Source organism: Tateyamaria sp. Alg231-49, from assembly GCF_900143535.1.
Taxonomy (GTDB): Bacteria; Pseudomonadota; Alphaproteobacteria; order Rhodobacterales; family Rhodobacteraceae; genus Tateyamaria.
The window spans coordinates 331098-352910 of sequence record NZ_FRFA01000003.1 but is presented as its reverse complement, the minus strand read 5'-3'; the positions used below and the strand labels follow the sequence as shown (position 1 = coordinate 352910).

The following is a 21813-nucleotide window of genomic DNA, read 5'->3' as shown; positions in this document are numbered from 1 at the left end:
GCACCAAGGCGATGGCTTACGTGTACATCTGCTTTTTACGCGCCCTTGCTTCGTCTGTCGCGCGGCCCGTACCGTCATGATAGCTGCCAAACCAGCGGTCCCATGGCATCTCAACGGTACCATAGTTGCACTCAAAGTAGCGGTGATGCAGCTGGTGAAAGAAGACCCCCATGCTCAGCTGCTTGTTGTCTTTGACCACCAGTTCTTCAAAGCCCGAATGGGAAAAGACAGGGTGCGTTGATTGGACATAGCCGTGAAACATCACGTGTAACGGGTGCGACGGCACAACAAGATGAATAGCAAAGTTGGTGTAAAATAGCAGGTGCTCGACCGGGTGCATCGCGATGCCGGACCAGGGGCCAACGTTTACATTGCGATGGTGTAAGGCGTGCGCCAGCTTGTAAAGCGGCGGCCAATGCAGCGCGCGGTGTACCCAGTAAAAGTGAAAGCTGGACCAGATCGGAATCAGAACAAAGGCCGCGATGAACCAGACCGGATTATCCGGGAACAGCATGGACGGCGCATAGCCGTTCGCCATCATCCAGAACACACCGATCTGCGCCGCGCTCCATAGTGTGATGCCGCTGGCGATGTGCCAGAACATGTTATCCAGCACCTGATTGTTAAAGGTGAAGGACCCATTGTTGCGGTTCTGGTCGCGCGGGTCGAACTTGGTTTTGTCACTTTGGCCTTTGGACGTGATCAACCAATAGTGCAGCCCCCCTGCGATCAGGCATTGCGGCACAAGGTTAGCCAACCAAACGCGCACCATCCATCCGGGTTGAAACGTCTGCATCGCTTCAAGCGGCGGCAGGATCAGGAAATACGCACCCAACGCCAACACAAGGCAAAGAGTTGTGGTCGAAATTTCGAACCAGAAGGCCGCATACCATTTGAAAATCGCAGCAGGCCTAGGCGGCCACTGGAACAGCGGGTTCTGCGCGATGGGTGTCGGCGGGCGGTGGTTCCAGCGCCCGGCTTCTTTGACCTCAGCCGGATCAGTATCGGTCCCCCGATCTGCTTCGGCCATATCGAGGTCAGCTGGCATAGTTTGACCCTTCTTCGTCGAGGATCGCCTTGAGTTCGTTGAGGTGACGTTCGTCCTGTTCGGGATAGTCCTCAATTTCTTGGGCGGTTTTTTCGGCGATGTCGCTGGGGATCACGCGCAAGGGTTTGCCGGTTTGCAGCGCCAGAAGATAGGTCTGGCAGGCCCGCTCGAAATAGAACATCCGGTTGAAGGTGTCGGCGACAGTATCACCCAGAACCATGATGCCGTGATTGCCCATCACCATGACCTTCTTTTTGGGGTCATCCATCAGCGTGGCACAGCGCTCGCCCTCTTCCTCGAATGCCAGCCCGCCATAGTTTTCGTCCACCACAACGCGGTCAAAGAACATGCACCCGTTCTGATCAACGGGGGGCAATGTGCTGTCGGCCAGCGCAGCAAGGGCCGTGGCATACGGTGAATGCACATGCATCGCGCAACGTGCATGTGCACAGTATTTATGCATGCCCCCATGCAGCCCCCAAGCGGTTGGATCCGGGGCATCGGGCCCTTCCATCGATGCCGGGTCATTGGCATCCACGATGATCAGGTCCGACGCCTTGATGCGGGAAAAGTGCATCTGGTTCGGGTTCATCAGGAACTTGGTGCCATCGTCGTTGATGGACAGGGAAAAGTGGTTGGCCACCGCCTCGTGCATGTTCAGACGTACGGTCCAGCGGAAGGCGGCGGCAAGGTCAACGCGCTCCTGCCAGTGGTCCATATTTGGGCGGATGTTGGTGACGGTCATGGCGTTTGGCTCCCTACAGCTTTGCTTGTAGGTTGCATGAAGTGCGGGTCGCACTTCAACTCCAAAGGCTGTTCCAGATACGACATTTCATTTGGCTTCAGCCCGCAGTCGAGTTCCGGCCAAGCGAGGCTATGGGACTTAAGCCGACGAATTGAAATAACTGATTAGTGCATACCTACGACAGGTGTTGAATTGCTCAAAACGGGTCGGCGCAGTCTAAGTGTCCGTTGCGCTTCGTCTTTGAGCCCGAGTTTCATCAACACGTTTACATAGGCCAGCTCAATCAAGTCGCGTTGCGCGCGACTTCCGCCAAGGCGTTCTGTTGTCGCCATCACCTCTGCCAAGCTCTGCAAGGCACCGCTCCAGTTCTCACGAGCGATCTGGCCCCATCCTTTTGCGACAGGACGGACAAGATCGCCTGCAAAACCGGTTGCCGTCTCAGCGATATGCGCCAGCCGCTCTCCGTCTCCGGCCATCGCATGACAAAGTGCGGCGTGAATATCAGCAAAGCTCTGGCCTGTAGCGGGAAAGTACTTTGACGCGAATTCGCTCAACTCCTTCCACCGCTCCGGCGCGACTTTGATGCCGGCCATTTCTGCGCGATAGAGAATTGCAGCTGTATCAGTGAGGACATTGATGGGCAGGCTTTCTGTGTTTCCCGGCCGTACACCAGAGTTTACGGCCGTCCACATCGCCTCTTCATCCCCATCATGCAACGCCCAAAGTGCGACGTGCCAACTGAGGTGGCCGTGCAAGACGGCTCTTTTGTCATACTCCGCAATCCAGCCGTTCAGATAGCTACGCCCAGCGGTGATCTCTCCGGCCTCGTACTGAGCATGAGCCCGAAAGTGAGCGCCGTTCGCATTTCTGGGGTTCATCGCCAGAGACTTTTCCATGAGAGCCTGCGACGCAGCGATCTGTCCTGTCTCACAAAGCGACAGCGCGTGCATCGACATCATCCACCAGTCGTCCTTGTAATGGGGAAGAAGTGCTTCGGTGTAAGCAAGAAGTTCTGCCTCGCGTCCAACCTCTCCAGAAAAGCCTATCAACCCAAAAACGTTCGTACACAGTTGTGCAGCCATCGCATCGCGGGGGTAATCAATGACATGGTTTTTGATTGTTTTGCGCGCCTGCTGAGGTTGGCCACTTAGCAAGAACGCAAAGGCAGCTACATGGCTGTTCTCTCTGTCGTCCGCTGGGTTGGCCAGCGCTTGGGCACCGTGGATTGCCTCCTTGGCCTCGGGCATTCGCCCCTCCATCATGAGGGCGCGTGCCAATCCCGCGTACCCCAAAGCAAACTCTGGATCAGCGGCGACCGAGTCTGCAAAGGCCTGTGTTGCTCCGTAATCAGCGCCAAGAAACACCTGAACACCACGGTCGTAGTGGTCTCGGGCATCATGGCTGGCCGTAGCAATCGAGTTTCCGTATCCGTCTGCAAGTACCATGGCCAAGATGTCCCTCCGTTTTCAGACAAACCTATAGGCAAAGCACAGTTGTACCTATTGATATCTGAGGATCATGATTGACCGCTTGGTCTTTACGAGTAGCACTCATTGTGTTGCCTGAGACCTTTGGCGGGCAACGATCCTTTGCGAGGCTCTCACATTGGGAACGTCAAACGTCCTTCCCGCGCGACGGCACCCAAGCATACCCATTCTCACACAGGATATATGCCTCGCGTAGCCCATGGGGCTTGTCCGTCGGTTCCTGTAGGATCGTTCCGCCCGCCGCCTCGGCCCGCGCGCAGGCCTCTTCCGGATCCGTGTCATACAGCCGGATTTCGATCCCACCGCCGCGCGGAGGGTTTTCCGGAAGAAGCCCAAGCAGCGGGTTGGAATGATAAGTTCCATCGCTGTGCAACTGAAACAACTGATCCCCATAGGTCATGATGGCGAAGTCTGCGGTTGGCTGGTGCGCGCGCATCCCGAACACCGTCTCCAAAAATGCGACCTCGACAGCCACATCCCGCACCAAAAGGTTCAGGCCGATTCCCCGCAGTCCACGTCCGAAGGCATCTGCATCTATGCTGTCGTAATCCATGATTGCACCTTTGCCTTGCCTGTCCGGCCGTTCAACCAAAAACGGCAAAGAAATGAAGCTTTGACGACATCGCCACCACCCCCCTTGCGTCTGGTCAAAAATCTTGATCCAACGGGACATGGAACACACGCCCTTCCCTTCGTGGCCCGACACCGCCCCCGATCTTGTTGATGTTGCCGCTGGCCGCAGCCCCGCTGACACCGTTATTCGGGGCGGCATATGGGTGAACGTGCACACCCGAGAGGCTTTGCCGGACCATGACATTGCCATCAAACACGGGCGCATCGCCTGTATTGTGCCAGATGCCAGCTATTGCACCGGCCCCGATACAGAAGTGATCGAAGCAAACGGGCGCTACATGATCCCCGGCCTGTGTGACGGGCACATGCATATCGAAAGCGGTATGTTAACCCCTGCAGAATTCGCAGCCGCCGTGATCCCACATGGCACCACCACGATGTTCACTGATCCGCATGAGATTGCCAACGTACTTGGCCTCAAGGGTGTACGGTTGATGCATGACGAGGCTCTGATGCAGCCGGTCAATATCTGGACACAGATGCCTTCATGTGCGCCCTCCGCGCCGGGCATGGAGACGACAGGGTATGAAATCAGCGCTGACGATGTGGCCAAGGCCATGGCATGGCCGGGCATCATTGGTCTGGGCGAGATGATGAATTTTCCCGGCATGGCGGCGGGTGATCCGCAAATGTTGGCCGAAGTCGCAGCGACACAACGCGCGGGCAAGACTGTGGGGGGGCACTATGCCTCACCTGATCTGGGTCCTGATTTTGCGGCTTATGTCGCTGGTGGCCCGGCAGATGATCACGAAGGCACCGTCGAGGCCGACGCAATTGCGCGGATGCGGCAGGGGATGCGGTCTATGATCCGTTTGGGGAGTGCGTGGTATGATGTCGAAACGCAGATCACCGCGATCACGGAAAAAGGTCTCGATCCGCGCAACATGATCCTGTGCACGGATGACTGCCATTCTGGCACACTGGTGAACGAAGGCCACATGAACCGCGTCGTGCGCCACGCCATTGCTTGTGGGTGCGATCCATTGGTCGCCTTGCAGATGGCGACGATCAACACGGCAACACATTTTGGTTTGGAACGAGAGATTGGATCGCTAACCCCGGGACGAAGGGCGGATGTGATCCTGACATCAGATTTGAAGACTCTCCCAATTGAACACGTCATCGCACGCGGCAAAACAGTGGCCATGGACGGTGCGCTGACAGTGAGTTGTCCACACTTGGACTGGCCCGAAAGTGCACGCCAAACTGTGCATATGGGGTCACCCAAGACCGCCGCTGACTTTGAGATAAAGGCACCCGAAGGGCGCAATTCGGTGACTGCCAACGTCATCGGTGTGGTCGAAAACCAAGCCCCGACCAAGGCTCTGAAACGGGACATGCCCGTCAGCGATGGCAAGGTCGAAAGCCATGGCGACACCTGTCAGATTGCGCTGGTCGAACGACATCAAGCAACCGGTGGTGTCACGAACGCGCTGGTCGCTGATTTCAATTACGAAGGGCGCATGGCGATGGCGTCGACCGTCGCCCATGACAGCCACCATATGATTGTCGTCGGCACCGACCGCGAGCAGATGGCGCTGGCTGCGAACCGGCTGGCAGAAGTCGGCGGCGGAATTACCATCTGGCGCGATGGCGCAGAAATGGCCCTGGTCGAACTGCCCATTGCGGGCCTGATGTCCAACAGTCCTGCGCGCGACGTGGCGGCCAAAGCCGACAAGATGGTGCAGGCCATGGTGGACTGCGGCTGTACTCTCAACAACGCCTACATGCAGCACTCCTTGCTTGCACTTGTCGTTATCCCCGAATTGCGCATCTCAGACCTGGGGTTGGTCGATGTGCGCACCTTTGAATTCATACCTATACTCGAGCCAACAACATGAAAACTTTAGAACAGGCCGAACACGGCCACACCGAATTCCACGATGCGGCGGCGGCTGTCTCCCATTTGTGCGACCTTTACGAAGACGCGATCCAGTTTCTCAGCGGACAGTTCCAGCGTGCCATGGAACACGGCGCGCCAGAGGGCCGGATCAGGGCGTACTATCCCGAAATCCGGTTCACCACATCGTCCTATGCCCGCGTGGATACGCGGCTGAGTTTTGGGCATGTCGCTGATCCTGGCGTCTACTCAACAACCGTCACCCGCCCGGATTTGTTCAACAACTATCTCGAACAGCAGATTGGCCTTTTGATTGCCAACCATGACCAGCCCGTCGAAATCGGATACTCAAACACGCCGATGCCCGTGCACTTTGCGGTCGCCAACGATCCAAACATCACTGTCCCACAGCAGGGGGCTGCCGCCTTTCCATTGCGTGATGTGTTTGATGTGCCTGACCTCAGCAACACCAATGATGACATCGTCAATGGCACGCACGAACCTATCGGCGGGATTCACCCGCTTGCGCCCTTTACGGCGCAGCGCATTGATTATTCGCTGGCGCGCCTTGCCCACTATACGGCAACGGATGCCGATCATTTTCAGAATCACGTGCTGTTCACGAACTACCAGTTCTATGTTTCCGAATTCGAAGCCTATGCACGCGCGCAGTTGGATGACCCGGCCAGCGGCTACACATCCTTTGTATCAACCGGCAATGCCGAGATCACTGCAGGCGACCAACCCCTGGCCGCAAGTCCGAAGATGCCGCAAATGCCGACATACCACCTGAAGCGTGAGGATGGATCGGGTATCACTCTGGTCAATATCGGCGTCGGTCCATCAAATGCCAAGACTGCGACAGATCACATAGCTGTCCTGCGTCCACACGCATGGATCATGGTCGGGCATTGTGCCGGGCTGCGCAATAGCCAAGCCTTGGGAGACTTTGTTCTGGCGCATGCCTACCTGCGTGAAGACAACGTGCTGGACACGGACCTACCCCCGTGGGTGCCGATCCCGGCACTGGCGGAAATCCAGATCGCGCTGGAACAGGCCGTCGCGCAAACAACCCAACTGGAAGGGTACGAGTTGAAGCGGATCATGCGCACCGGGACAGTGGCCAGCTATGACGATCGCAACTGGGAGCTGCGTGACCAGCATGGCCCTGTGCAGCGCCTCAGCCAATCTCGTGCCATTGCGCTCGACATGGAAAGCGCGACGATTGCCGCCAATGGCTATCGGTTCCGGGTGCCCTATGGCACGCTCCTGTGTGTTTCGGACAAGCCGTTGCATGGTGAATTGAAGCTGCCGGGGATGGCCTCGAACTTCTACAAAGAGCAGGTTGCACGCCACTTGATGATCGGAATCCGGGCCATGGAACAGCTGCGCGAAATGCCGCTGGAACGCATCCACAGTCGAAAATTACGTGCGTTTGACGAGACAGCCTTCCTTTAATGGGCTGAAAACTGCTAAAAATGGCTGTTTTCCCCTTGCAAGAGGCCACTATTCGTTGTGTTTTCCTACAACATACCGTTACAAAACGGGTAGGAGGCCCTAATTGTCGGGCAGACGAAGGAGACCAGAAAATGGCAAAACCAATGACAAAAACCCAACTCGTCGCCGCACTGGCCGAGGATATGGGCACTGATAAGAAATCTGCAGGCGCTGCACTCGACGCAATGTGCGGCCTGATCACCAAGGAAGTATCCGGCGGTGGTGCCGTTACTCTTCCCGGTGTTGGCAAAATCTACTGCCGCGAACGCCCAGAGCGTATGGTGCGCAACCCAGCCACCGGCGAGCAGTTCAAGAAAGACGCGGACAAGGTTGTCAAAATGACAATCGCCAAAGCGCTGAAAGACAGCGTGAACGGCTAAGTCAGCTTACAGACTGATGAAAGGGTCGCCCAAGGGCGGCCCTTTTTTGTTGTCCGATCAACCCTCGTACACTGTAGCGGCGTCGCCCATATAGTTGTCCCACGCAAACCAGTAAGAGATATGTCCGGCAACGCGTGGCAAACGCGTGCCATCCGGTCCAATTACGGCGCTTTCAGTGACGCTCCATTCGGCACCGTCCTGATCCTTAATCCGACCAGCGGCTGTTGTGAATGTCCGCGAACCTCGCTCATAGGCCCGCACACTGCGTGCCTCTGCGTCACCCACCAGCAGCAGGGGCGTGTCGCTGATACCGTCATTTATCACGGGCATGCCCACAAAGGCGTCCAGTGGCCAGGCCCGTGCGGCACCGAATTGCCGGATTGCAAAGACATAGTCTTTTTGTGCGTGCGATTTCTGATCGACTTGCGCCGGGAACATCAGATCGGGCGAGGCGAAATATTCGTTATAGACCACGCCTGATCCATAGTTGCGCCGATGCCCGGTGTTGACAGAAAGAACTTTGGTGCTCGGGTTCGATGCCTTCCACTTGTCCCATGAGGTGATCACAACCGGGCGCTGTTTCAGGGCGATCCCGCTGTCTGCAAGCGGCCCGATGACCGGTTCACCGGTGTACTGGTTCCAAAGGCTGTTTGTGCCCCGATCAAACATCAGCTTGTTCGAGCGGTAAAGGAACCCGGAAGACCCAAAAACGAAAGGGTCAGTCCGCCCGGCCACATCCGTTTCAAACAAGATGCCCGATCCGCACAACGTGCAATAGGCCAGCGCCACAGGCACGCCCCCGATCACTTCATTGAACATCTCGTGCCACCCCATGATCCGAAGGGGGTAGGCTCGTGCGTCCCCGTTGATCGACACACCAAACACCAGATCGTCGCCACGCAGATACTCCGCATCCGCGGCCGGGATCAGGTCCGGGTTGTCGAGCGACGGGATGCCGTCCTTGAGGACCCCACCCCAAGTAACCTCTTCCAGCCGGATACGCGCGCGGTCCCGCGTGATGTGTTCAGGGCGTAGGAACTGGTCAAAGTTGGAATCTACGCTCAGATATATTTCCCGCGCTAAAGCGGGGTAACTGGCATTGGGAACAATTTGTGGGTTTGCTTCTTGCCAAAGCATCCAATCAAACCAGTCGGTGCCGTAATCCTCGCCAGTAAGCGCCTCAAGCGTCTGCCCTATGACCGACCCGCGCGCACGAGAAAACCGTAAGGACAAAAGCAGGCCGGCGACCAGGTCCAAATCGCCGCGCTCCTTAATATAGGACATCGCGTCCTTAAACTCGGATGACGTCCCAAACAACGCAGCGCGCTGTGCCGCCTCTGGGGTCAAATCCTGGGCAAGGGCTGCCTGCGGCAGCGCGGCCCCGGACATTACCAAACCTGTAAACTGACGACGATTGAACTGCATTGATGTCCCTCCCGGCTCCACAGTTCATATGTGCACGGCTTGATGATCACATTCATCACAAAGGCGCGTGATGACGTGCCTTGCATCCCCGCCCCATTTCCCCGAACGTCCGCGCAAGAAGGGGCAGGCTCATGGACATTCGCGCGTTACTGATGGGGCTGACCTTTGCCCTAATCTGGTCTTCGGCCTTTACGTCGGCGCGGATCATTGTGGCCGATGCCTCGCCATTGGCGTCTCTGGCACTGCGGTTCTTCGTTTCCGGGCTGATTGGCGTGGCCATTGCGCGACTGCTTGGCCAGTCGTGGCGGCTGACGCGGGATCAATGGCGGGCGACAATTATCTTTGGCGTCTGCCAGAACGCGATTTACCTTGGCCTCAACTTCTATGCGATGCAGACGGTCGAGGCGTCGCTGGCTTCGATCATCGCCTCGCTTATGCCACTGCTGGTGGCCTTTGCTGGATGGATCGTATTCCGTGATCGTCTGCCTGCGCTGGGAATCATCGGGCTGATCCTTGGCATCGCGGGCGTTGCCCTGATCATGTCGGCACGGATGGAGGCAGGAGTGGACATGTACGGCGTCGCTCTGTGCCTGATCGCAACCATTGCGCTGACCGTCGCAACCCTTTCCATGCGCACAATGTCGGCGGGCGGCAACCTGATGATGGTGGTCGGCTTGCAGATGTTTGTCGGTGCGATTGTGCTGGCCGTGGCCTCGGCACTGACCGAAACGATCCGGGTCGATATGACGCCTGAACTGATCGCAGCATTTGCCTACACGACCTTGGCGCCGGGATTGCTGGCCACATGGATATGGTTTGCGCTGGTCGCACGGATCGGGCCAACCAAGGCGGCGACGTTCCACTTTCTCAATCCGTTCTTTGGAGTTGCGGTCGCGGCGGCTCTTTTGGGCGAAAGTCTGGGACTGCGGGATGTGATCGGTGTGGGCGTGATCGCAGCGGGAATTCTTGCGGTGCAATTGTCACGCGCCCAGAAAACATGATGCGCGCCCTCTTGCGCGCCGAGGCATGCGCAATATCCTTTGGGCCAGTTCATTGATTTGAGAAAGCGTCGCCCGTGCACCGTCGTACATTTTTATTGTCTTCAGTTGCCGCACTGATTGCCCGGCCTGTTTTCGCGTACCCTGCGGAAACGTTTTCGCCTGCCATCTGGAACGTGCTGCGCGAGACGGACCAAGTGGTGATCCTGAATTACCGGGCCAGTTGGTCGCTGACCTGTCAGATCAAGGCGGATCTGATCGCCGAAGCGATTGCCGAGAACCCGGCCTATGGGCAGCTGACCTTCGTGGATGTGGATTGGGACACCTTTGGTCAGTCCCAGATGACAGAACGGCTCAACGTCGAACGCCGTTCGACCCTCCTTGTGATGAAGAATGGCGAGGAACAGGCCCGACTGGTGAACGAACCCTACGCCCGACAGGTACGTGCCCTTTTGGACGCCGCCCTTGCTGCCTGAAGGGTCACCGCCCAAGGCCTATGTTTTTCTGCTCATCCCGGGCTATTCGCTACTGGGTTTTTCCTGTGCACTTGAGGCGCTGAGCCTCGCTAACCTGCACCCGTCCGGGCACACTTTCTACAGTTGGCGGATTGTCGGTGAAACGGGCGCGCCAGTTCCGGCCTACAATGGAGTCACATGTGCTGTTGATGGCGCGCTGCCGCCGCTTGATCGTCACGAAACGCTGGTCGTGTGTGCGGGCGATGATGCCGCAAGCGGCAGTACGCGCACCGTGCTGAACTGGCTGCGGCGGGAAACCCGCAAAGGCATGGATTTTGGGGCACTGTCTTCGGGGACTTACACCCTGGCTTTGGCTGGATTGCTGGGCGGCAAGCGGGTGACAACCCACTGGCAGTACTACGATGCATTGGTCGAATTGCTGCCCGACGTGATCATCGAGAACAGTCTCTATTCGATTGATGGCCGGGTGTTCACGACCGCCGGAGGGGCGGCATCCATGGATATGATTCTGGCCCGGATCAAAGGGGATTACGGAGTCGATCTCGCCACATGGGTTGCCGACCAGATGGTCTATACTGATCCACGCGGAGCGACCCATGGCCAGAGATTGTCCCACCGTGCCCGCCCGGATTTGGCTCACGGCAAGCTGGGAATGGCTCTGCAGATCATGGAAAATAACCTCGAAGACCCGCTGCGCCCTGAGGAAATCGCTGCCCTCGTGTCGATCAGCACGCGCCAGCTTGAGCGACTGTTTGCCAAGCACCTGAAAATGCCGCCCAAACGGTACTATCTCAAACTTCGTCTCGAAAAAGCGCGTGGATTGCTGCGCCAAACCTCATTGAGTGTGACGGATATTTGTGTTGCTTGCGGGTTTCGCTCCCTCTCCCATTTCTCAAAAAGTTATCGGGCGACGTTCGGGTTAAGCCCAGGGCAAGAAAAACGCGGTACTGCTGCCATATGGTCTGCGTCGCCTTGATTGCGCGGGCTGTTATCGAACTGTATTCACGGACAAGACTGTGAGGCTCTGATGAAACTGCTTTTTGTGCACCAGAACATGCCAGGCCAGTACCGTGAACTGGTGCAATGGCTGGCCGCACAAGGTGATCACGAAATTGTCTTTTTGACCCAGCGGGAAAAGGCTCCAGACTTCGCGGGTGTGCGCACGGTTCGCTACAAAACCCATCACAAGGCGGCGAACGACGCCTATGGCCTATCCAAAAACTGGGAAACGGCTGCGGGCAATGGGTTTGGTGCGGTTACGGCCCTGCGCGAGATCGTGTCGGGCGGCTTTATTCCAGATATCGTGATTGGTCATGTCGGTTGGGGCGAGATGAGTTTTTTCCGGGAGGTCCTGCCCAAGACGCCAATGATCGGCTTTTTTGAATACTTCTACTCAGTGCGCGGTGGTACTGTCGGGTTTGATCCAAACGATGTGGTCTCTGATCACGCGCCCTACATCATGCATGGCAACAATGTGGTGCCTCTGGTGAATATCGAGGTCGTCGATGTTGCCCACAGTCCCACGTGGTGGCAACGAAACCGCTTTCCACCCAGTTTCCATGACAAAATTTATGTCTGTCATGACGGTATCCGCACGGACAAGCTGCTGCCTGATCCAAAGGTGAGTGTGTCACTGGGGCGGATCGGTCGTCCGTTGACCGCATCTGATGAGGTGGTCACGTTTATGGCGCGCAACCTTGAAACCACGCGCGGTTTTCATCAGTTCATGCGCGCCTTGCCCTTAATCCAAAAGGCACGCCCAAACGCTAGGGTTCTGGTCATTGGCGGGAACGAGGCCTCGTATGGTGGTAAATCCAAACACCCCGGCGGCCTGCGGGGCCAGATGGAGGCCGAGGTCGGGCATATGTTGGATTGGGATCGTCTGCATTTTCTGGGGCAGGTGCCTTATGCAAATTACCAGCAGATCATTCAGATCAGCACATGCCACATTTACTTGACGATGCCCTTTGTTGTGTCGTGGTCGTTGCTTGAATCCATGTCGATGAAGGCAACGATTGTTGCCAGCGATGTCGCCCCGGTGCGTGAGGTGATGGAGCACGGGAAAACCGGCCTTCTGGTCGATTTTTTCGATCACGAAGCGCTGGCTGCGCAAGTGGCCGAGGTGTTGGAATGTCCGGGCGATTTTTCGCATATTGGCGCGGCAGCCCGTCAGCATGTGGTCGAGAACTATGATTTTCTGTCCGTTTGCCTGCCCGAACATATCCGACAGATCAACGCACTTGTACCCAAAGACATCCGCATGACGGTCCCTTAGGTCGTGGAACTGGTCATTCTTGGGGCGGGCGGCAAGCTTGCTCGTTTGCTGCGCCCAGTGTTTCCGCAGAAGGCCCGGTGGCTCACCCGCGCTGACGTAGACATTCTTGACACAGCTGCCTTGCGCGTGGCCCTTCGCGGTGCGGATGCAGTTATCTGTATGGCTGGGGTTACGAATGCCAGTGCTCAGCCTCTGCACATGAACACAGACATTGCGGTGCGAACGCTCGACGCAGCACAAGATGTTTCTGCTGGGCGCGTCATTTTGCTATCCAGTGCAGCAGTTTACGGCGGTACGGCGGGTGTATGTGCTGAGGATGGTCCGACGGCGCCCTACTCCGAATATGGCAAAGCCAAACTTGCAATGGAAAGTGCAGCGGCCCAACACCCGCATCCCAACACAGTCTTGCGCCTTGGTAACGTGGCGGGCGCGGATGCCATTCTGGCAGGCTGGGTTCCCGGTTTCCGGCTTGATCAACTACCAGATGGAAGTACGCCTTGTCGCAGTTACATTGGCCCCAATGCACTGGCTCGCACGCTCTCGGCGTTGTCTGAGGCGCCGGCATTGCCGCCTCTTTTGAATGTGGCTGCGCCCGGTTGCATTCAAATGGGCGCCTTGCTTGATGCGGCGTGTTTGGAGTGGCGGCCCAAGCCGGCAACCGCCGCGACGATACCAACTGTTAACCTTGATACGACTCGATTGCGTACGTTCACAGAATTTAAGGCCGCGGACAGTACTCCGATTGGCATCGTTGAGGATTGGCAAAACAGGTAGAGTCGAATGACACTGGGCAAGCGGACGTTGGATGTGATTTTTGCGGCGTTCTTGAGTGTCCTTCTGGCACCGCTAATGGCGTGGGTCGCGTGGCGCATCTGGCGGGCGCAGGACGGTCCGGTGTTCTACGTGGCAAAGCGCATGAAAACACCACATCAAAGCTTTGGGTTGTGGAAGTTTCGGACAATGACCGTGGTTGCATCCGATGCGGGGGTGTCCGGCGGGCACAAGTCCGGGCGCATCACTCCGCTAGGGTCAAAACTGCGCGCCAGTCGGCTGGATGAATTGCCGCAACTCTGGAACATTCTCAAGGGTGACATCAGCTTTGTCGGCCCGCGCCCGCCTTTGCCTGAATATGTAGACCAGTTTCCAGATCTCTATGCCCGTGTTCTAAAGATGCGCCCGGGTGTCACCGGTCTTGCGACATTGCGCTTTCACAAGCACGAGGCTCTACTGCTGTCTCGGTGCCGCACATCCAAGCAAACCGACGCGGTCTATGCCCGTATTTGTGTGCCCCGCAAGGCTCGCATCGACCTTATATATCAACGTCATCAGACCATTGCCTTTGACTTTCGGCTGGGATTGGAAACGGCGGCCAACCTGTTCCGTGCGGTGCGCCCACCTTCTGTTCACCGCTTGCCTGCAAACCGGCAAAGATCAAAAGCGACGGGCGTCTTAACTCGGATTTAAGCAACAGTACGCAATGATCGGAAGGTGATTGGGCACTCCAGATCGCCCACAGAATTCGAACATTTGGCGCGGCACTTTACGACGGAATTGTCGGGGTGCGGGGCGCAGAGGGCGCGATGATCAGACGAACCAAACCCCTGATACTCGCCCTGTTTCGGTTCGTTTTTACGATGGCACGTATCGTCCAATGCACCGTTTTTAAGGCAGTTCCCTTTGCGTTCAGGCACAACGAGGGCCCTGCCGACGCGGGTTTTCTTCATCGCTCCGCGAAGGCAGACAAATGTCATCTTGACGACGCAACTCAATTGCTGGGTCGAAGCGGGCTTACACCCCACTTGGACGGGGCGGGGTCGTATGCGGACCGCGTTGTGCTCATCTCCGGGGCAGGGGGATCCATCGGGTCTGAACTCAGTCGCCAGGTACTTGCTTGCGGTCCGCGAAAGATCATTCTTTTCGAGCTGAGCGAAGCTGCGCTTTATCAGGTGCATCAGACCATTGGTCGTGCCGCAGCAGGGACCAACATCGAAGTTATTCCGGTTCTTGGATCGGTCACAGATGAACGCTAAATCCGAAAGACACTTAGCGTTCACGCGGTCCAAGTTGTCTTGCATGCGGCGGCCTACAAACACGTTCCTCTGGTTGAACTGAACCCGCTTGCCGGATTGCAAAACAATGTTGTCGGCACAAAAATACTCGTAAACCAATCCGTCGCCTCTGGCGTCGAACAGTTCGTCCTCATTTCGTCCGACAAGGCGGTGCGCCCAATCAACGTCATGGGGGCCTCCAAGCGTTTTTGTGAGCTGGTCGTACAGGATGCTTCACGGCGTTTGGCTGGGCGAAATGGGCCTGTCTTTTCAATCGTGCGGTTTGGCAATGTCTTTGGCTCTTCTGGGTCAGTATTGCCGTTGTTTCACGATCAAGTGAGCCGCGGTGGGCCCGTGACCGTGACGCACCCGGACGTGTCGCGGTTTTTCATGACCGTGCAAGAGGCTGTTCAACTCGTGCTGCATGCTGGCTCCATGGCGCTGGGCGGCGAGGTATTTGTTCTGGATATGGGCGAACCGGTGAAGATTGAAACGCTGGCCCGCCGGGTGATTCACAATGCGGGCCTGAGTGTGCGCGATGAGGACAACCCGACCGGCGACATTCAACTGAAATTCATTGGATTGCGACGTGGCGAGAAACTGCAAGAAGAACTCACTGTGAACGGCAGGCGCGCGGCCACGTCTCATCCAAGGATATTCACCGCGATTGAGGCCAGCTTGAGTGAATGTGAAATCGCGGCAGCCTTGCGCGCTTTTGAGCAGGCCCTTGCAAACGAAGATGAAGAGAACGCGCGCGCCAATGCATGCAATTGGGTCGCAGGGAACGCAGAGGTGGCAGAGAACGCGATGCGCGCGCCCGAAGGCATGTATGGACCGCACTGTGCCGCTTCCTTGCCCGCGAAAATACGGCGTTCACAACGGATGAGGTCTGAATGCTCTTGATGCGCAATGGTGCATCGCAAGTCAGAGGTCTCAAAGTGTGCAGCGTTTTGACAGCGCACCTGAATACAGCGCTTTTGTGTCTCATGGTTTGCGGTTTTTCGCCTTCCGTGTTGGCACAAGAACGGACACCGCCCGCAAGCTCGCCTTTAACGCCAACTCTCAACTTCTATGGTGTCCCAGGATTGATCGACATGCCGGGTGCAGGCGCACTGCCCAACGGACAAATTGCCATCGGCGTTTCCAGTTTTGGCGGCCAGACCCGGACCAACTTCACCTTCCAATTTTCACCCCGTATTGCCGTGACGTTTCGATATTCCGGCATTCAGGACTGGAATTCGGATGGGTTCGACACCTACCGGGATAGAAGCTTTGATTTCCGCTATTTGCTGGTCAAAGCGGGACGGAAAGCCCCGGCAATCTCGATCGGATTGCAGGACATCGCAGGCACGGGGATTTACGCCGGAGAATACGTGGTCGCCACCAAAGGGTTTGCACAGCCGTTTCGCTTTGGAGGGGCGGTGAAGGTGACCGCGGGATTGGGCTGGGGGCGTTTGGGCAGCACGGGGTCCATCGGCTCCCCGTTCGGTGCGGATCGTCCACAGTTTGTGCCCGGCGATCCGGGTGGCGAACTCCGTGTGAACCAGTGGTTTCGCGGGCCAGTCTCACCCTTTGGCGGTGTGGTGTGGCAGGTGAGTGATGGGCTGAGTCTCAAGGCCGAATACGCGACTGATGCATATACTGCTGAAACATCACGCGAAGTTTTTTCCAATCGATCCCATTTCAATTTCGGTATGGAATATCAGGTCAGTCCAGCGCTCCGGGTCGGTGGTTATTGGCTTTATGGCTCGGAAATTGGAATAAACCTGCAACTGCAAGTTAACCCTAAAAACCCACCTGTCCCTTACAGGCTTTCTGGTCCACGTCCCATCATCGAACGCCCAAAGCGCCTGTCCAACCCGGCGGCCTATGACCAAGGATGGATCGCGGCACAAAATGCGCCGGTGGTGATCCGCGAAGCTTTGGATACAGAACTGACCCAAGACGGCATCCGTTTGCACAGTGTATCTGTTGGTGCAATCCGTGCCGAAACACGGGTGTCCAGCGACAGGTTTGACAATTTTGCGATTCTGACCGGGCGCACGGCGCGGGCAATGGCCCGGATCCTGCCGCCTTCGGTTGAAACCTTTGACATCGTGCTGGTCACAAACGACTTCCCGATATCCAAGGTCACACTGTCACGGCGCGATCTTGAGACGCTTGAATTTCAGCCTGATGCCAGCGCGTTGTTGCTGTCTCGCACCTTTATCTCGGACGCTGATCCGGCACCTCAAGGGCGGACGGCACAGGTCGACGGCTATTATCCGAACTTCAGGTGGGCGGTTGGCCCTTACATCCGGCCCAGCTTTTTCGATCCTGATCGGCCCGTACGGGCGGACCTCGGGATATCAGCGGTGGCGCAATATCGATTGGCCCCGGGATGGCAAGTGTTTGGTGAAATACGCCGCCGTCTTGTTGGCAACATTGCAGATGCATCGCGGCCATCCGACTCCGTCTTGCCACATGTGCGCACTGATGCGTTGCTGTACGCGCAGGCCACCGACACCTCGTTGGAACAGTTTGTTTTGTCCAAGCAATGGAAACCGGGGCCAACCACATATGCCCGTGTCAGTATCGGGTATCTTGAGCAGATGTTCGGCGGTCTTTCAGGTGAACTGTTGTGGAAGCCCGCCGACAGCCAACTCGCGGTCGGAATAGAACTTAACTACGCCAAGCAGCGAGATTTTGATCAGGGGTTCGGATTTCAGGATTACGACGTCGCGACGGGCCATCTGTCGGCCTATTACGACTTTGGGAATGGATATCACGCGCAGATCGATACGGGGCAATATTTGGCCGGTGATGTCGGCGCAACAGTGACGGTCGAACGACAATTTGCCAACGGGTGGCGCGTGGGTGGCTTTTTCACACTCACGGATGTGTCGGCCGAAGACTTCGGCGAAGGCTCTTTTGACAAGGGAATAACGTTCACCGTGCCGGTCAGTTGGTTCACCGGTGGTCCGACGCGTCGGGCGGTAAGCACCACGGTCAGGCCAGTCCAGCGGGATGGCGGCGCCCGGCTGAACGTGTCCGGCCGCCTGTACGATCAGATCCGGTCCGGTCATTTGGTGGACGTGGCGAATGATTGGGGGCGAGTGTGGCAATGACCTCTGTCTATCAAGCGTGCTTGTTGGTTTTGGCGTCCATTCTGCTGGGGTGTTCAGGCGGAAGCGATGTGCCATATGCCCAAATGTTCGGTAATCCGTTGCGCAAACCGTCCCCAGCGCCAGAAGATGTATCCAAGCTCACACCTCAATGGATTGCCGCTTTGACGACGCCAGCATTGGAAGTGACGCTTGAGCGATCTGGACGAGTCGCAGTTTTGTCCCCGTTTTCAGATCGCAGGGATTCTGCGGGCGGTGCCGTAAGGATATGGCGATCTGCTGACGGGGCGCAGATCGTGTTGCGCGGCGGTGTGCTGATTGCGACCCGCGGGGTGGGGAACGATGTCGACTCGAGCTTGGCGCAAACAATGATTGCGGCGTTGTCTGCCCGCGCGCCAGTTTCTGGGCATCATGTGTTGTACACGGTCACCTCTGAAAACAGAACCAAGGCCGTTGATCTGTCGTGCCAATCTAAATTGATCGAAGGCGATGTCATCGACATAGCCGGCAGGCAGATTGAAACCCGTCAGGTGCGGGTGACGTGCCGATGGGGGGCTGAGACCAAAGTGTATGATTTCTGGGTTGATGCGGGTGGATCGACGGTATGGCAATCGCGGCAATGGGCCGGACCAGATCTTGGGTACATAAGAACACGGCTTTTGAACGAATAACTGCGTTCAGACATGCCGTCGCGCGTTAACCAGTTGTTCAGACTTTTGGGGCTTCAGATTGAGTTCTTGTCAAATGTGACATAACTTTTCCTCTGTAATTTAGAGGAGCCACAGGCATGAAAAAGACCCTGAACACTGCATTAATCGCCGCCGTAACGACACTGGTATCGACCGCCGGGTTCGCGCAAAACATCCCGCTAAATATTCTGATTTCCGGCAGCACCGGCGCTGAAACTGTTCAGGGGCAAACCGCTGGCGCACTGACCACCACGTCTACGGTCGCCACATCTGCGGCCAGTGCTGCGGCTTCCATGATTGTTACTGGCGCGACCACCACCACAACGAACTGATCGGCGGCGTCACCCAGGCACGTCCCAATGAAAAGGGTAAAGCCCCGGGTTCCTACTGCTGTCCTATCGCTTGTGTGACTGCGCGCCTCACTGATGCTGACATGGGTGAGGCGCGGGCACCCCATGTCGCAACGACATCGCCGTCTGCGCCAAACAGTACCTTGTTGAAATTCCAGCGCGGGACAAAACCCGTCTCTGATTTGACCGCAAGGTACAGCGGGTGGGCTTGCGCACCCTTTACACTTGTGATGTCAGTCATCGGCAGGTCCAGGCCAAAGGCCATCTCACAAAACTCTTTTACTTCTGCGGCGGAGTCCAACTCCTGTTGAAAGTCGTCCGAAGGGACGGCCAACACAACGAGCCCCTCATCGCGATATGTGTCGTAGAGTGCTTGCAATTCCTCGTACTGACCGGTGAAGGCGCATTGCGACGCGGTGTTAACGACCATGACCGGACGCCCATCCCAATCGGACATATGCAGTTGCCCCCCGTCAATTGATGCAAACGAGACATCGGGCAGGTCGGCGGACGCAAAACCGCTCAAAAACATGGCAAGCAGGACGACAATTGTACGTTGCATCTTGGTCTCTCATTCTCGGGTACACTGGACTTAGGGCAAAATCGGTTGGCGTCACCCTCTTTCAATCGTGGCGAATTGCTCCAAATATGAACCAAGCCTCGTCAAACCTACGGGAAAGGACATCATGTCTGAATACACCAAGAACCCCGACGTCATCGCGACCCTGTCGCCTGAAGAATTCTATGTCACGCAAGAAAGCGGGACAGAACGCGCCGGCACCGGCAAACTGCTCAACAACAAAGAGCCGGGCATCTATGTCGACATCGTCTCGGGCGAGCCGTTGTTTGCGTCTTCGGACAAGTTTGAATCCGGCTGTGGCTGGCCCTCTTTCACTAAACCGATCGAGGACGTTTACGTTGACGAATTCCGCGATGTTTCGCACGGCATGATCCGCACCGAGGTCCGCTCCAAACACGGCGACAGCCATTTGGGCCACGTGTTCCCGGATGGACCAAAGGATCGCGGCGGCCTGCGGTATTGCATCAACTCGGCCTCGCTTCGTTTTGTCCACCGCGACGATATGGAAAGTGAAGGCTATGGCAAATATCTGGATCAAGTGGAGGATGTAGCATGACCGATCAACGCGCAGTTCTGGCAGGCGGATGTTTCTGGGGAATGCAGGACCTGATCCGCAAGAAACCGGGGATCAAGGCGACGCGGGTAGGATACACCGGCGGCGACGTCCCGAACGCGACCTATCGCAACCACGGCACCCATGCCGAAGGGATCGAGATTATCTTTGATCCGTCTGTGACGTCCTACCGCGAGCTTCTGGAATTCTTTTTCCAGATCCACGACCCGACCACGATCAACCAACAGGGCAATGACCGCGGCCTCAGCTATCGCTCTGCCATCTACTACGTGGATGAGGGCCAGAAACAGATTGCCGAAGATACCATTGCCGATGTGAACGCATCTGGTTTGTGGCCGGGAAAGGCGGTGACCGAGGTCGAGCCCGTGGGCGATTTCTGGGAGGCCGAGCCTGAGCATCAGGACTACCTCGAGCGTATTCCGAACGGGTATACCTGTCACTTTGTGCGGCCTGGTTGGGTATTGCCGCGGCGCGCGGCTGAATAGATCAGTCTTGACGTGACTTCAGCGCGGCAGGTCCCCGACCTGCCGCGTTTTCTTTTGCCAACTTCCCAAAAAATCGGTAAAACTGGAAAAATCATAAAATATCGATGAAATTGGGAGGATTCGTTATGTTCAACCGCTTAGCTGCGGTGGCCTTTTGGGCTGTCGCCGCCTCGGGCACAGGAGCAATCGCAGCTCCGTGTATTGAGGTTACTTTGACGGGCACCCAAGGTGGTCCACCAGTCTTTCAGGGACAGGCCGGATCCGGAACTTTGGTCACTTATGGCGACGAAGAAACCGGGTGCAGAGACGTTCTTTTGCAGTTCGATACGGGGCGCGGAACCACGCAACAGCTGTCGAAAATCGGTGTGCCTGTCGGCCGTCTCACAGCCGTTTTCCTGACCCATGTGCACTCTGACCATTCCGAAGGGCTGCCGGACATGATGCAGTTGCGATGGCATTTCAATTCTGGGGGCCCCAAGGTCGACATGGTCTGCCATGCCGACGCCGAGGCGGCGGGCAATCGGATCATGAGTTGCGAGAATTTTGCCAAGGCTCTTGGTGCCCCGCTGATCCAGTCGGGAGAGATGGCGCAGCGGTTGGCCGAGAATCCAAAACGATTGCCCGGTGGGCCGTCTGATCTGTTGAATGTCATGACGTTCCCGGCCTCTCAAACACCCCAAAAAGTATGGGAACGCGGTGAAGTGAGCGTATCCGCCATTTCAAGCCGTCACGTGGCGGGCCACGCGTCTTACCGGGTGGACACGCCGGCCGGCAGCGTCGTGATCGGCGGTGATGCTGGCAATGACAGCCCGGCACCACCACGCGATACGTCCACGTCTGCTCAGGTCGAATTGCTGGCCAAAGGGGCTGACATTGTGGTGCATTCGGTCATTCACCCCGTCATGGGGCCAGATGGGACAACCGGTTTTCCCCCACCGATCTATTTCCGTTAGTCCACTGCAACGGATTTGGGCAGTCTGTCGAAACGGGCCGGGGTGCCGAACCTGATGTTGACCCACCTGATCCCACCGATGGGCGCGCCGCGTCAGGGACCATACCCACTGCCCGAGGGCGGTTTGACCCAAGCGGACTATGAAAGCGCCGTGCGCGACGGTGGTTTTGAGGGCAATATTGTTGTCGGGACCGACTTGGCCAAACTGCGGCTTGTAAAAGAGTAGG

At 57.0% G+C, this 21813-nt stretch carries 22 protein-coding genes and 1 pseudogene; 17 read left to right on the top strand and 6 right to left on the bottom strand.

Annotated elements, in window-relative coordinates:
• Nucleotides 1–16: 16 nt before the first annotated feature.
• The 4 genes from DHN60_RS07670 to DHN60_RS07655 form a co-directional block, all read right to left on the bottom strand.
• Nucleotides 17–1048, bottom strand: a complete 1032-nt coding sequence (locus tag DHN60_RS07670; protein WP_234423566.1) for a sterol desaturase family protein — start codon at nucleotides 1046–1048, stop codon at nucleotides 17–19.
• Nucleotides 1038–1793, bottom strand: coding sequence for a class II aldolase and adducin N-terminal domain-containing protein (locus DHN60_RS07665; protein WP_108836676.1), 756 nt, complete (start codon nucleotides 1791–1793; stop codon nucleotides 1038–1040). The genes DHN60_RS07670 and DHN60_RS07665 overlap by 11 nt, the downstream gene beginning before the upstream one ends.
• A gap of 164 nt (nucleotides 1794–1957) precedes the next feature.
• Complete coding sequence (locus DHN60_RS07660) at nucleotides 1958–3238, bottom strand: tetratricopeptide repeat protein (RefSeq protein ID WP_108836675.1); 1281 nt, start codon at nucleotides 3236–3238, stop codon at nucleotides 1958–1960.
• 169 nt (nucleotides 3239–3407) lie between these two features.
• On the bottom strand, nucleotides 3408–3833 hold the full coding sequence (locus DHN60_RS07655; RefSeq protein ID WP_108836752.1) for a VOC family protein: 426 nt from the start codon (nucleotides 3831–3833) through the stop codon (nucleotides 3408–3410).
• Nucleotides 3834–3951: 118 nt separating this feature from the next.
• On the opposite strand from DHN60_RS07655, the gene DHN60_RS07650 reads away from it, so the two are divergent.
• The 3 genes from DHN60_RS07650 to DHN60_RS07640 all read left to right on the top strand — a co-directional run bounded on the left by DHN60_RS07650 (nucleotide 3952) and on the right by DHN60_RS07640 (nucleotide 7630).
• Nucleotides 3952–5754 (top strand): adenine deaminase, encoded by a 1803-nt coding sequence (locus DHN60_RS07650; protein ID WP_108836674.1) that lies wholly within the window; start codon nucleotides 3952–3954, stop codon nucleotides 5752–5754.
• The gene (locus DHN60_RS07645) at nucleotides 5751–7211 is read left to right on the top strand and encodes an AMP nucleosidase (protein ID WP_108836673.1); all 1461 of its coding nucleotides are present in this window, start codon (nucleotides 5751–5753) and stop codon (nucleotides 7209–7211) included. Before DHN60_RS07650 ends, DHN60_RS07645 begins: the two co-directional genes overlap by 4 nt.
• Before the next feature lie 131 nt (nucleotides 7212–7342).
• On the top strand, nucleotides 7343–7630 hold the full coding sequence (locus DHN60_RS07640) for an HU family DNA-binding protein (RefSeq protein WP_108836672.1): 288 nt from the start codon (nucleotides 7343–7345) through the stop codon (nucleotides 7628–7630).
• Nucleotides 7631–7687: 57 nt separating this feature from the next.
• Here DHN60_RS07640 and DHN60_RS07635 read toward each other — a convergent pair whose 3' ends face one another.
• The gene (locus DHN60_RS07635; RefSeq protein ID WP_108836671.1) at nucleotides 7688–9055 is read right to left on the bottom strand and encodes a DUF3179 domain-containing protein; all 1368 of its coding nucleotides are present in this window, start codon (nucleotides 9053–9055) and stop codon (nucleotides 7688–7690) included.
• A 131-nt stretch (nucleotides 9056–9186) separates the two neighbouring features.
• Here DHN60_RS07635 and DHN60_RS07630 point away from each other — a divergent pair, with 131 nt between their 5' ends.
• The 10 genes and pseudogenes from DHN60_RS07630 to DHN60_RS07585 all read left to right on the top strand — a co-directional run bounded on the left by DHN60_RS07630 (nucleotide 9187) and on the right by DHN60_RS07585 (nucleotide 18977).
• Nucleotides 9187–10056, top strand: coding sequence for a DMT family transporter (locus tag DHN60_RS07630; protein ID WP_108836670.1), 870 nt, complete (start codon nucleotides 9187–9189; stop codon nucleotides 10054–10056).
• 74 nt (nucleotides 10057–10130) lie between these two features.
• A complete protein-coding gene (locus DHN60_RS07625; protein WP_108836669.1) occupies nucleotides 10131–10529 on the top strand; it encodes a thioredoxin family protein in 399 nt (132 codons plus the stop codon).
• Nucleotides 10498–11505 carry a GlxA family transcriptional regulator gene (locus tag DHN60_RS07620; protein ID WP_234423565.1) on the top strand — a complete coding sequence of 336 codons (1008 nt, stop codon included), beginning with the start codon at nucleotides 10498–10500 and terminating at the stop codon, nucleotides 11503–11505. The genes DHN60_RS07625 and DHN60_RS07620 overlap by 32 nt, the downstream gene beginning before the upstream one ends.
• A 51-nt stretch (nucleotides 11506–11556) precedes the next feature.
• The gene (locus DHN60_RS07615; RefSeq protein WP_108836668.1) at nucleotides 11557–12804 is read left to right on the top strand and encodes a glycosyltransferase family 4 protein; all 1248 of its coding nucleotides are present in this window, start codon (nucleotides 11557–11559) and stop codon (nucleotides 12802–12804) included.
• A 3-nt stretch (nucleotides 12805–12807) separates the two neighbouring features.
• Nucleotides 12808–13578 carry an NAD(P)-dependent oxidoreductase gene (locus DHN60_RS07610; protein WP_108836667.1) on the top strand — a complete coding sequence of 257 codons (771 nt, stop codon included), beginning with the start codon at nucleotides 12808–12810 and terminating at the stop codon, nucleotides 13576–13578.
• 6 nt (nucleotides 13579–13584) lie between these two features.
• Nucleotides 13585–14268 (top strand): sugar transferase, encoded by a 684-nt coding sequence (locus DHN60_RS07605; protein WP_108836666.1) that lies wholly within the window; start codon nucleotides 13585–13587, stop codon nucleotides 14266–14268.
• Nucleotides 14269–14384: 116 nt separating this feature from the next.
• Nucleotides 14385–15755 (top strand): annotated as a pseudogene (locus DHN60_RS07600) (UDP-N-acetylglucosamine 4,6-dehydratase family protein).
• A gap of 83 nt (nucleotides 15756–15838) precedes the next feature.
• Nucleotides 15839–17959 carry a YjbH domain-containing protein gene (locus DHN60_RS07595; protein WP_108836665.1) on the top strand — a complete coding sequence of 707 codons (2121 nt, stop codon included), beginning with the start codon at nucleotides 15839–15841 and terminating at the stop codon, nucleotides 17957–17959.
• Nucleotides 17956–18627: a YjbF family lipoprotein gene (locus DHN60_RS07590; protein ID WP_108836664.1), complete on the top strand. Its 672-nt coding sequence runs from the start codon at nucleotides 17956–17958 to the stop codon at nucleotides 18625–18627. The genes DHN60_RS07595 and DHN60_RS07590 overlap by 4 nt, the downstream gene beginning before the upstream one ends.
• Before the next feature lie 116 nt (nucleotides 18628–18743).
• Entirely contained in the window at nucleotides 18744–18977 is a 234-nt protein-coding gene (locus DHN60_RS07585) for a hypothetical protein (RefSeq protein ID WP_108836663.1), read from the top strand.
• A gap of 52 nt (nucleotides 18978–19029) precedes the next feature.
• Here DHN60_RS07585 and DHN60_RS07580 read toward each other — a convergent pair whose 3' ends face one another.
• A complete protein-coding gene (locus DHN60_RS07580; protein WP_108836662.1) occupies nucleotides 19030–19557 on the bottom strand; it encodes a glutathione peroxidase in 528 nt (175 codons plus the stop codon).
• A gap of 124 nt (nucleotides 19558–19681) precedes the next feature.
• Between DHN60_RS07580 and msrB the strand changes: the two genes are divergently transcribed.
• From msrB to DHN60_RS22265, 4 genes are all read left to right on the top strand, one after another.
• Entirely contained in the window at nucleotides 19682–20131 is a 450-nt protein-coding gene (gene msrB, locus DHN60_RS07575) for a peptide-methionine (R)-S-oxide reductase MsrB (RefSeq protein ID WP_108836661.1), read from the top strand.
• The gene (gene msrA / locus DHN60_RS07570) at nucleotides 20128–20634 is read left to right on the top strand and encodes a peptide-methionine (S)-S-oxide reductase MsrA (RefSeq protein WP_108836660.1); all 507 of its coding nucleotides are present in this window, start codon (nucleotides 20128–20130) and stop codon (nucleotides 20632–20634) included. Before msrB ends, msrA begins: the two co-directional genes overlap by 4 nt.
• Nucleotides 20635–20759: 125 nt before the next feature.
• Complete coding sequence (locus DHN60_RS07565) at nucleotides 20760–21587, top strand: MBL fold metallo-hydrolase (protein WP_159089148.1); 828 nt, start codon at nucleotides 20760–20762, stop codon at nucleotides 21585–21587.
• A 15-nt stretch (nucleotides 21588–21602) separates the two neighbouring features.
• On the top strand, nucleotides 21603–21812 hold the full coding sequence (locus DHN60_RS22265) for a hypothetical protein (protein ID WP_159089147.1): 210 nt from the start codon (nucleotides 21603–21605) through the stop codon (nucleotides 21810–21812).
• The last annotated feature ends 1 nt before the right edge of the window (nucleotide 21813 follow it).

Bases quoted from the DNA above. Each gene is read 5' to 3' on its own strand.
- DHN60_RS07670 (WP_234423566.1), bottom strand. From the start codon at position 1,048: ATGCCAGCTGACCTCGATATGGCCGAAGCAGATCGGGGGACCGATACT.
- DHN60_RS07665 (WP_108836676.1), bottom strand. From the start codon at position 1,793: ATGACCGTCACCAACATCCGCCCAAATATGGACCACTGGCAGGAGCGC.
- DHN60_RS07660 (WP_108836675.1), bottom strand. From the start codon at position 3,238: ATGGTACTTGCAGACGGATACGGAAACTCGATTGCTACGGCCAGCCAT.
- DHN60_RS07655 (WP_108836752.1), bottom strand. From the start codon at position 3,833: ATGGATTACGACAGCATAGATGCAGATGCCTTCGGACGTGGACTGCGG.
- DHN60_RS07650 (WP_108836674.1), top strand. From the start codon at position 3,952: ATGGAACACACGCCCTTCCCTTCGTGGCCCGACACCGCCCCCGATCTT.
- DHN60_RS07645 (WP_108836673.1), top strand. From the start codon at position 5,751: ATGAAAACTTTAGAACAGGCCGAACACGGCCACACCGAATTCCACGAT.
- DHN60_RS07640 (WP_108836672.1), top strand. From the start codon at position 7,343: ATGGCAAAACCAATGACAAAAACCCAACTCGTCGCCGCACTGGCCGAG.
- DHN60_RS07635 (WP_108836671.1), bottom strand. From the start codon at position 9,055: ATGCAGTTCAATCGTCGTCAGTTTACAGGTTTGGTAATGTCCGGGGCC.
- DHN60_RS07630 (WP_108836670.1), top strand. From the start codon at position 9,187: ATGGACATTCGCGCGTTACTGATGGGGCTGACCTTTGCCCTAATCTGG.
- DHN60_RS07615 (WP_108836668.1), top strand. From the start codon at position 11,557: ATGAAACTGCTTTTTGTGCACCAGAACATGCCAGGCCAGTACCGTGAA.
- DHN60_RS07605 (WP_108836666.1), top strand. From the start codon at position 13,585: ATGACACTGGGCAAGCGGACGTTGGATGTGATTTTTGCGGCGTTCTTG.
- DHN60_RS07595 (WP_108836665.1), top strand. From the start codon at position 15,839: ATGGTTTGCGGTTTTTCGCCTTCCGTGTTGGCACAAGAACGGACACCG.
- DHN60_RS07590 (WP_108836664.1), top strand. From the start codon at position 17,956: ATGACCTCTGTCTATCAAGCGTGCTTGTTGGTTTTGGCGTCCATTCTG.
- DHN60_RS07585 (WP_108836663.1), top strand. From the start codon at position 18,744: ATGAAAAAGACCCTGAACACTGCATTAATCGCCGCCGTAACGACACTG.
- DHN60_RS07580 (WP_108836662.1), bottom strand. From the start codon at position 19,557: ATGCAACGTACAATTGTCGTCCTGCTTGCCATGTTTTTGAGCGGTTTT.
- msrB (WP_108836661.1), top strand. From the start codon at position 19,682: ATGTCTGAATACACCAAGAACCCCGACGTCATCGCGACCCTGTCGCCT.
- msrA (WP_108836660.1), top strand. From the start codon at position 20,128: ATGACCGATCAACGCGCAGTTCTGGCAGGCGGATGTTTCTGGGGAATG.
- DHN60_RS07565 (WP_159089148.1), top strand. From the start codon at position 20,760: ATGTTCAACCGCTTAGCTGCGGTGGCCTTTTGGGCTGTCGCCGCCTCG.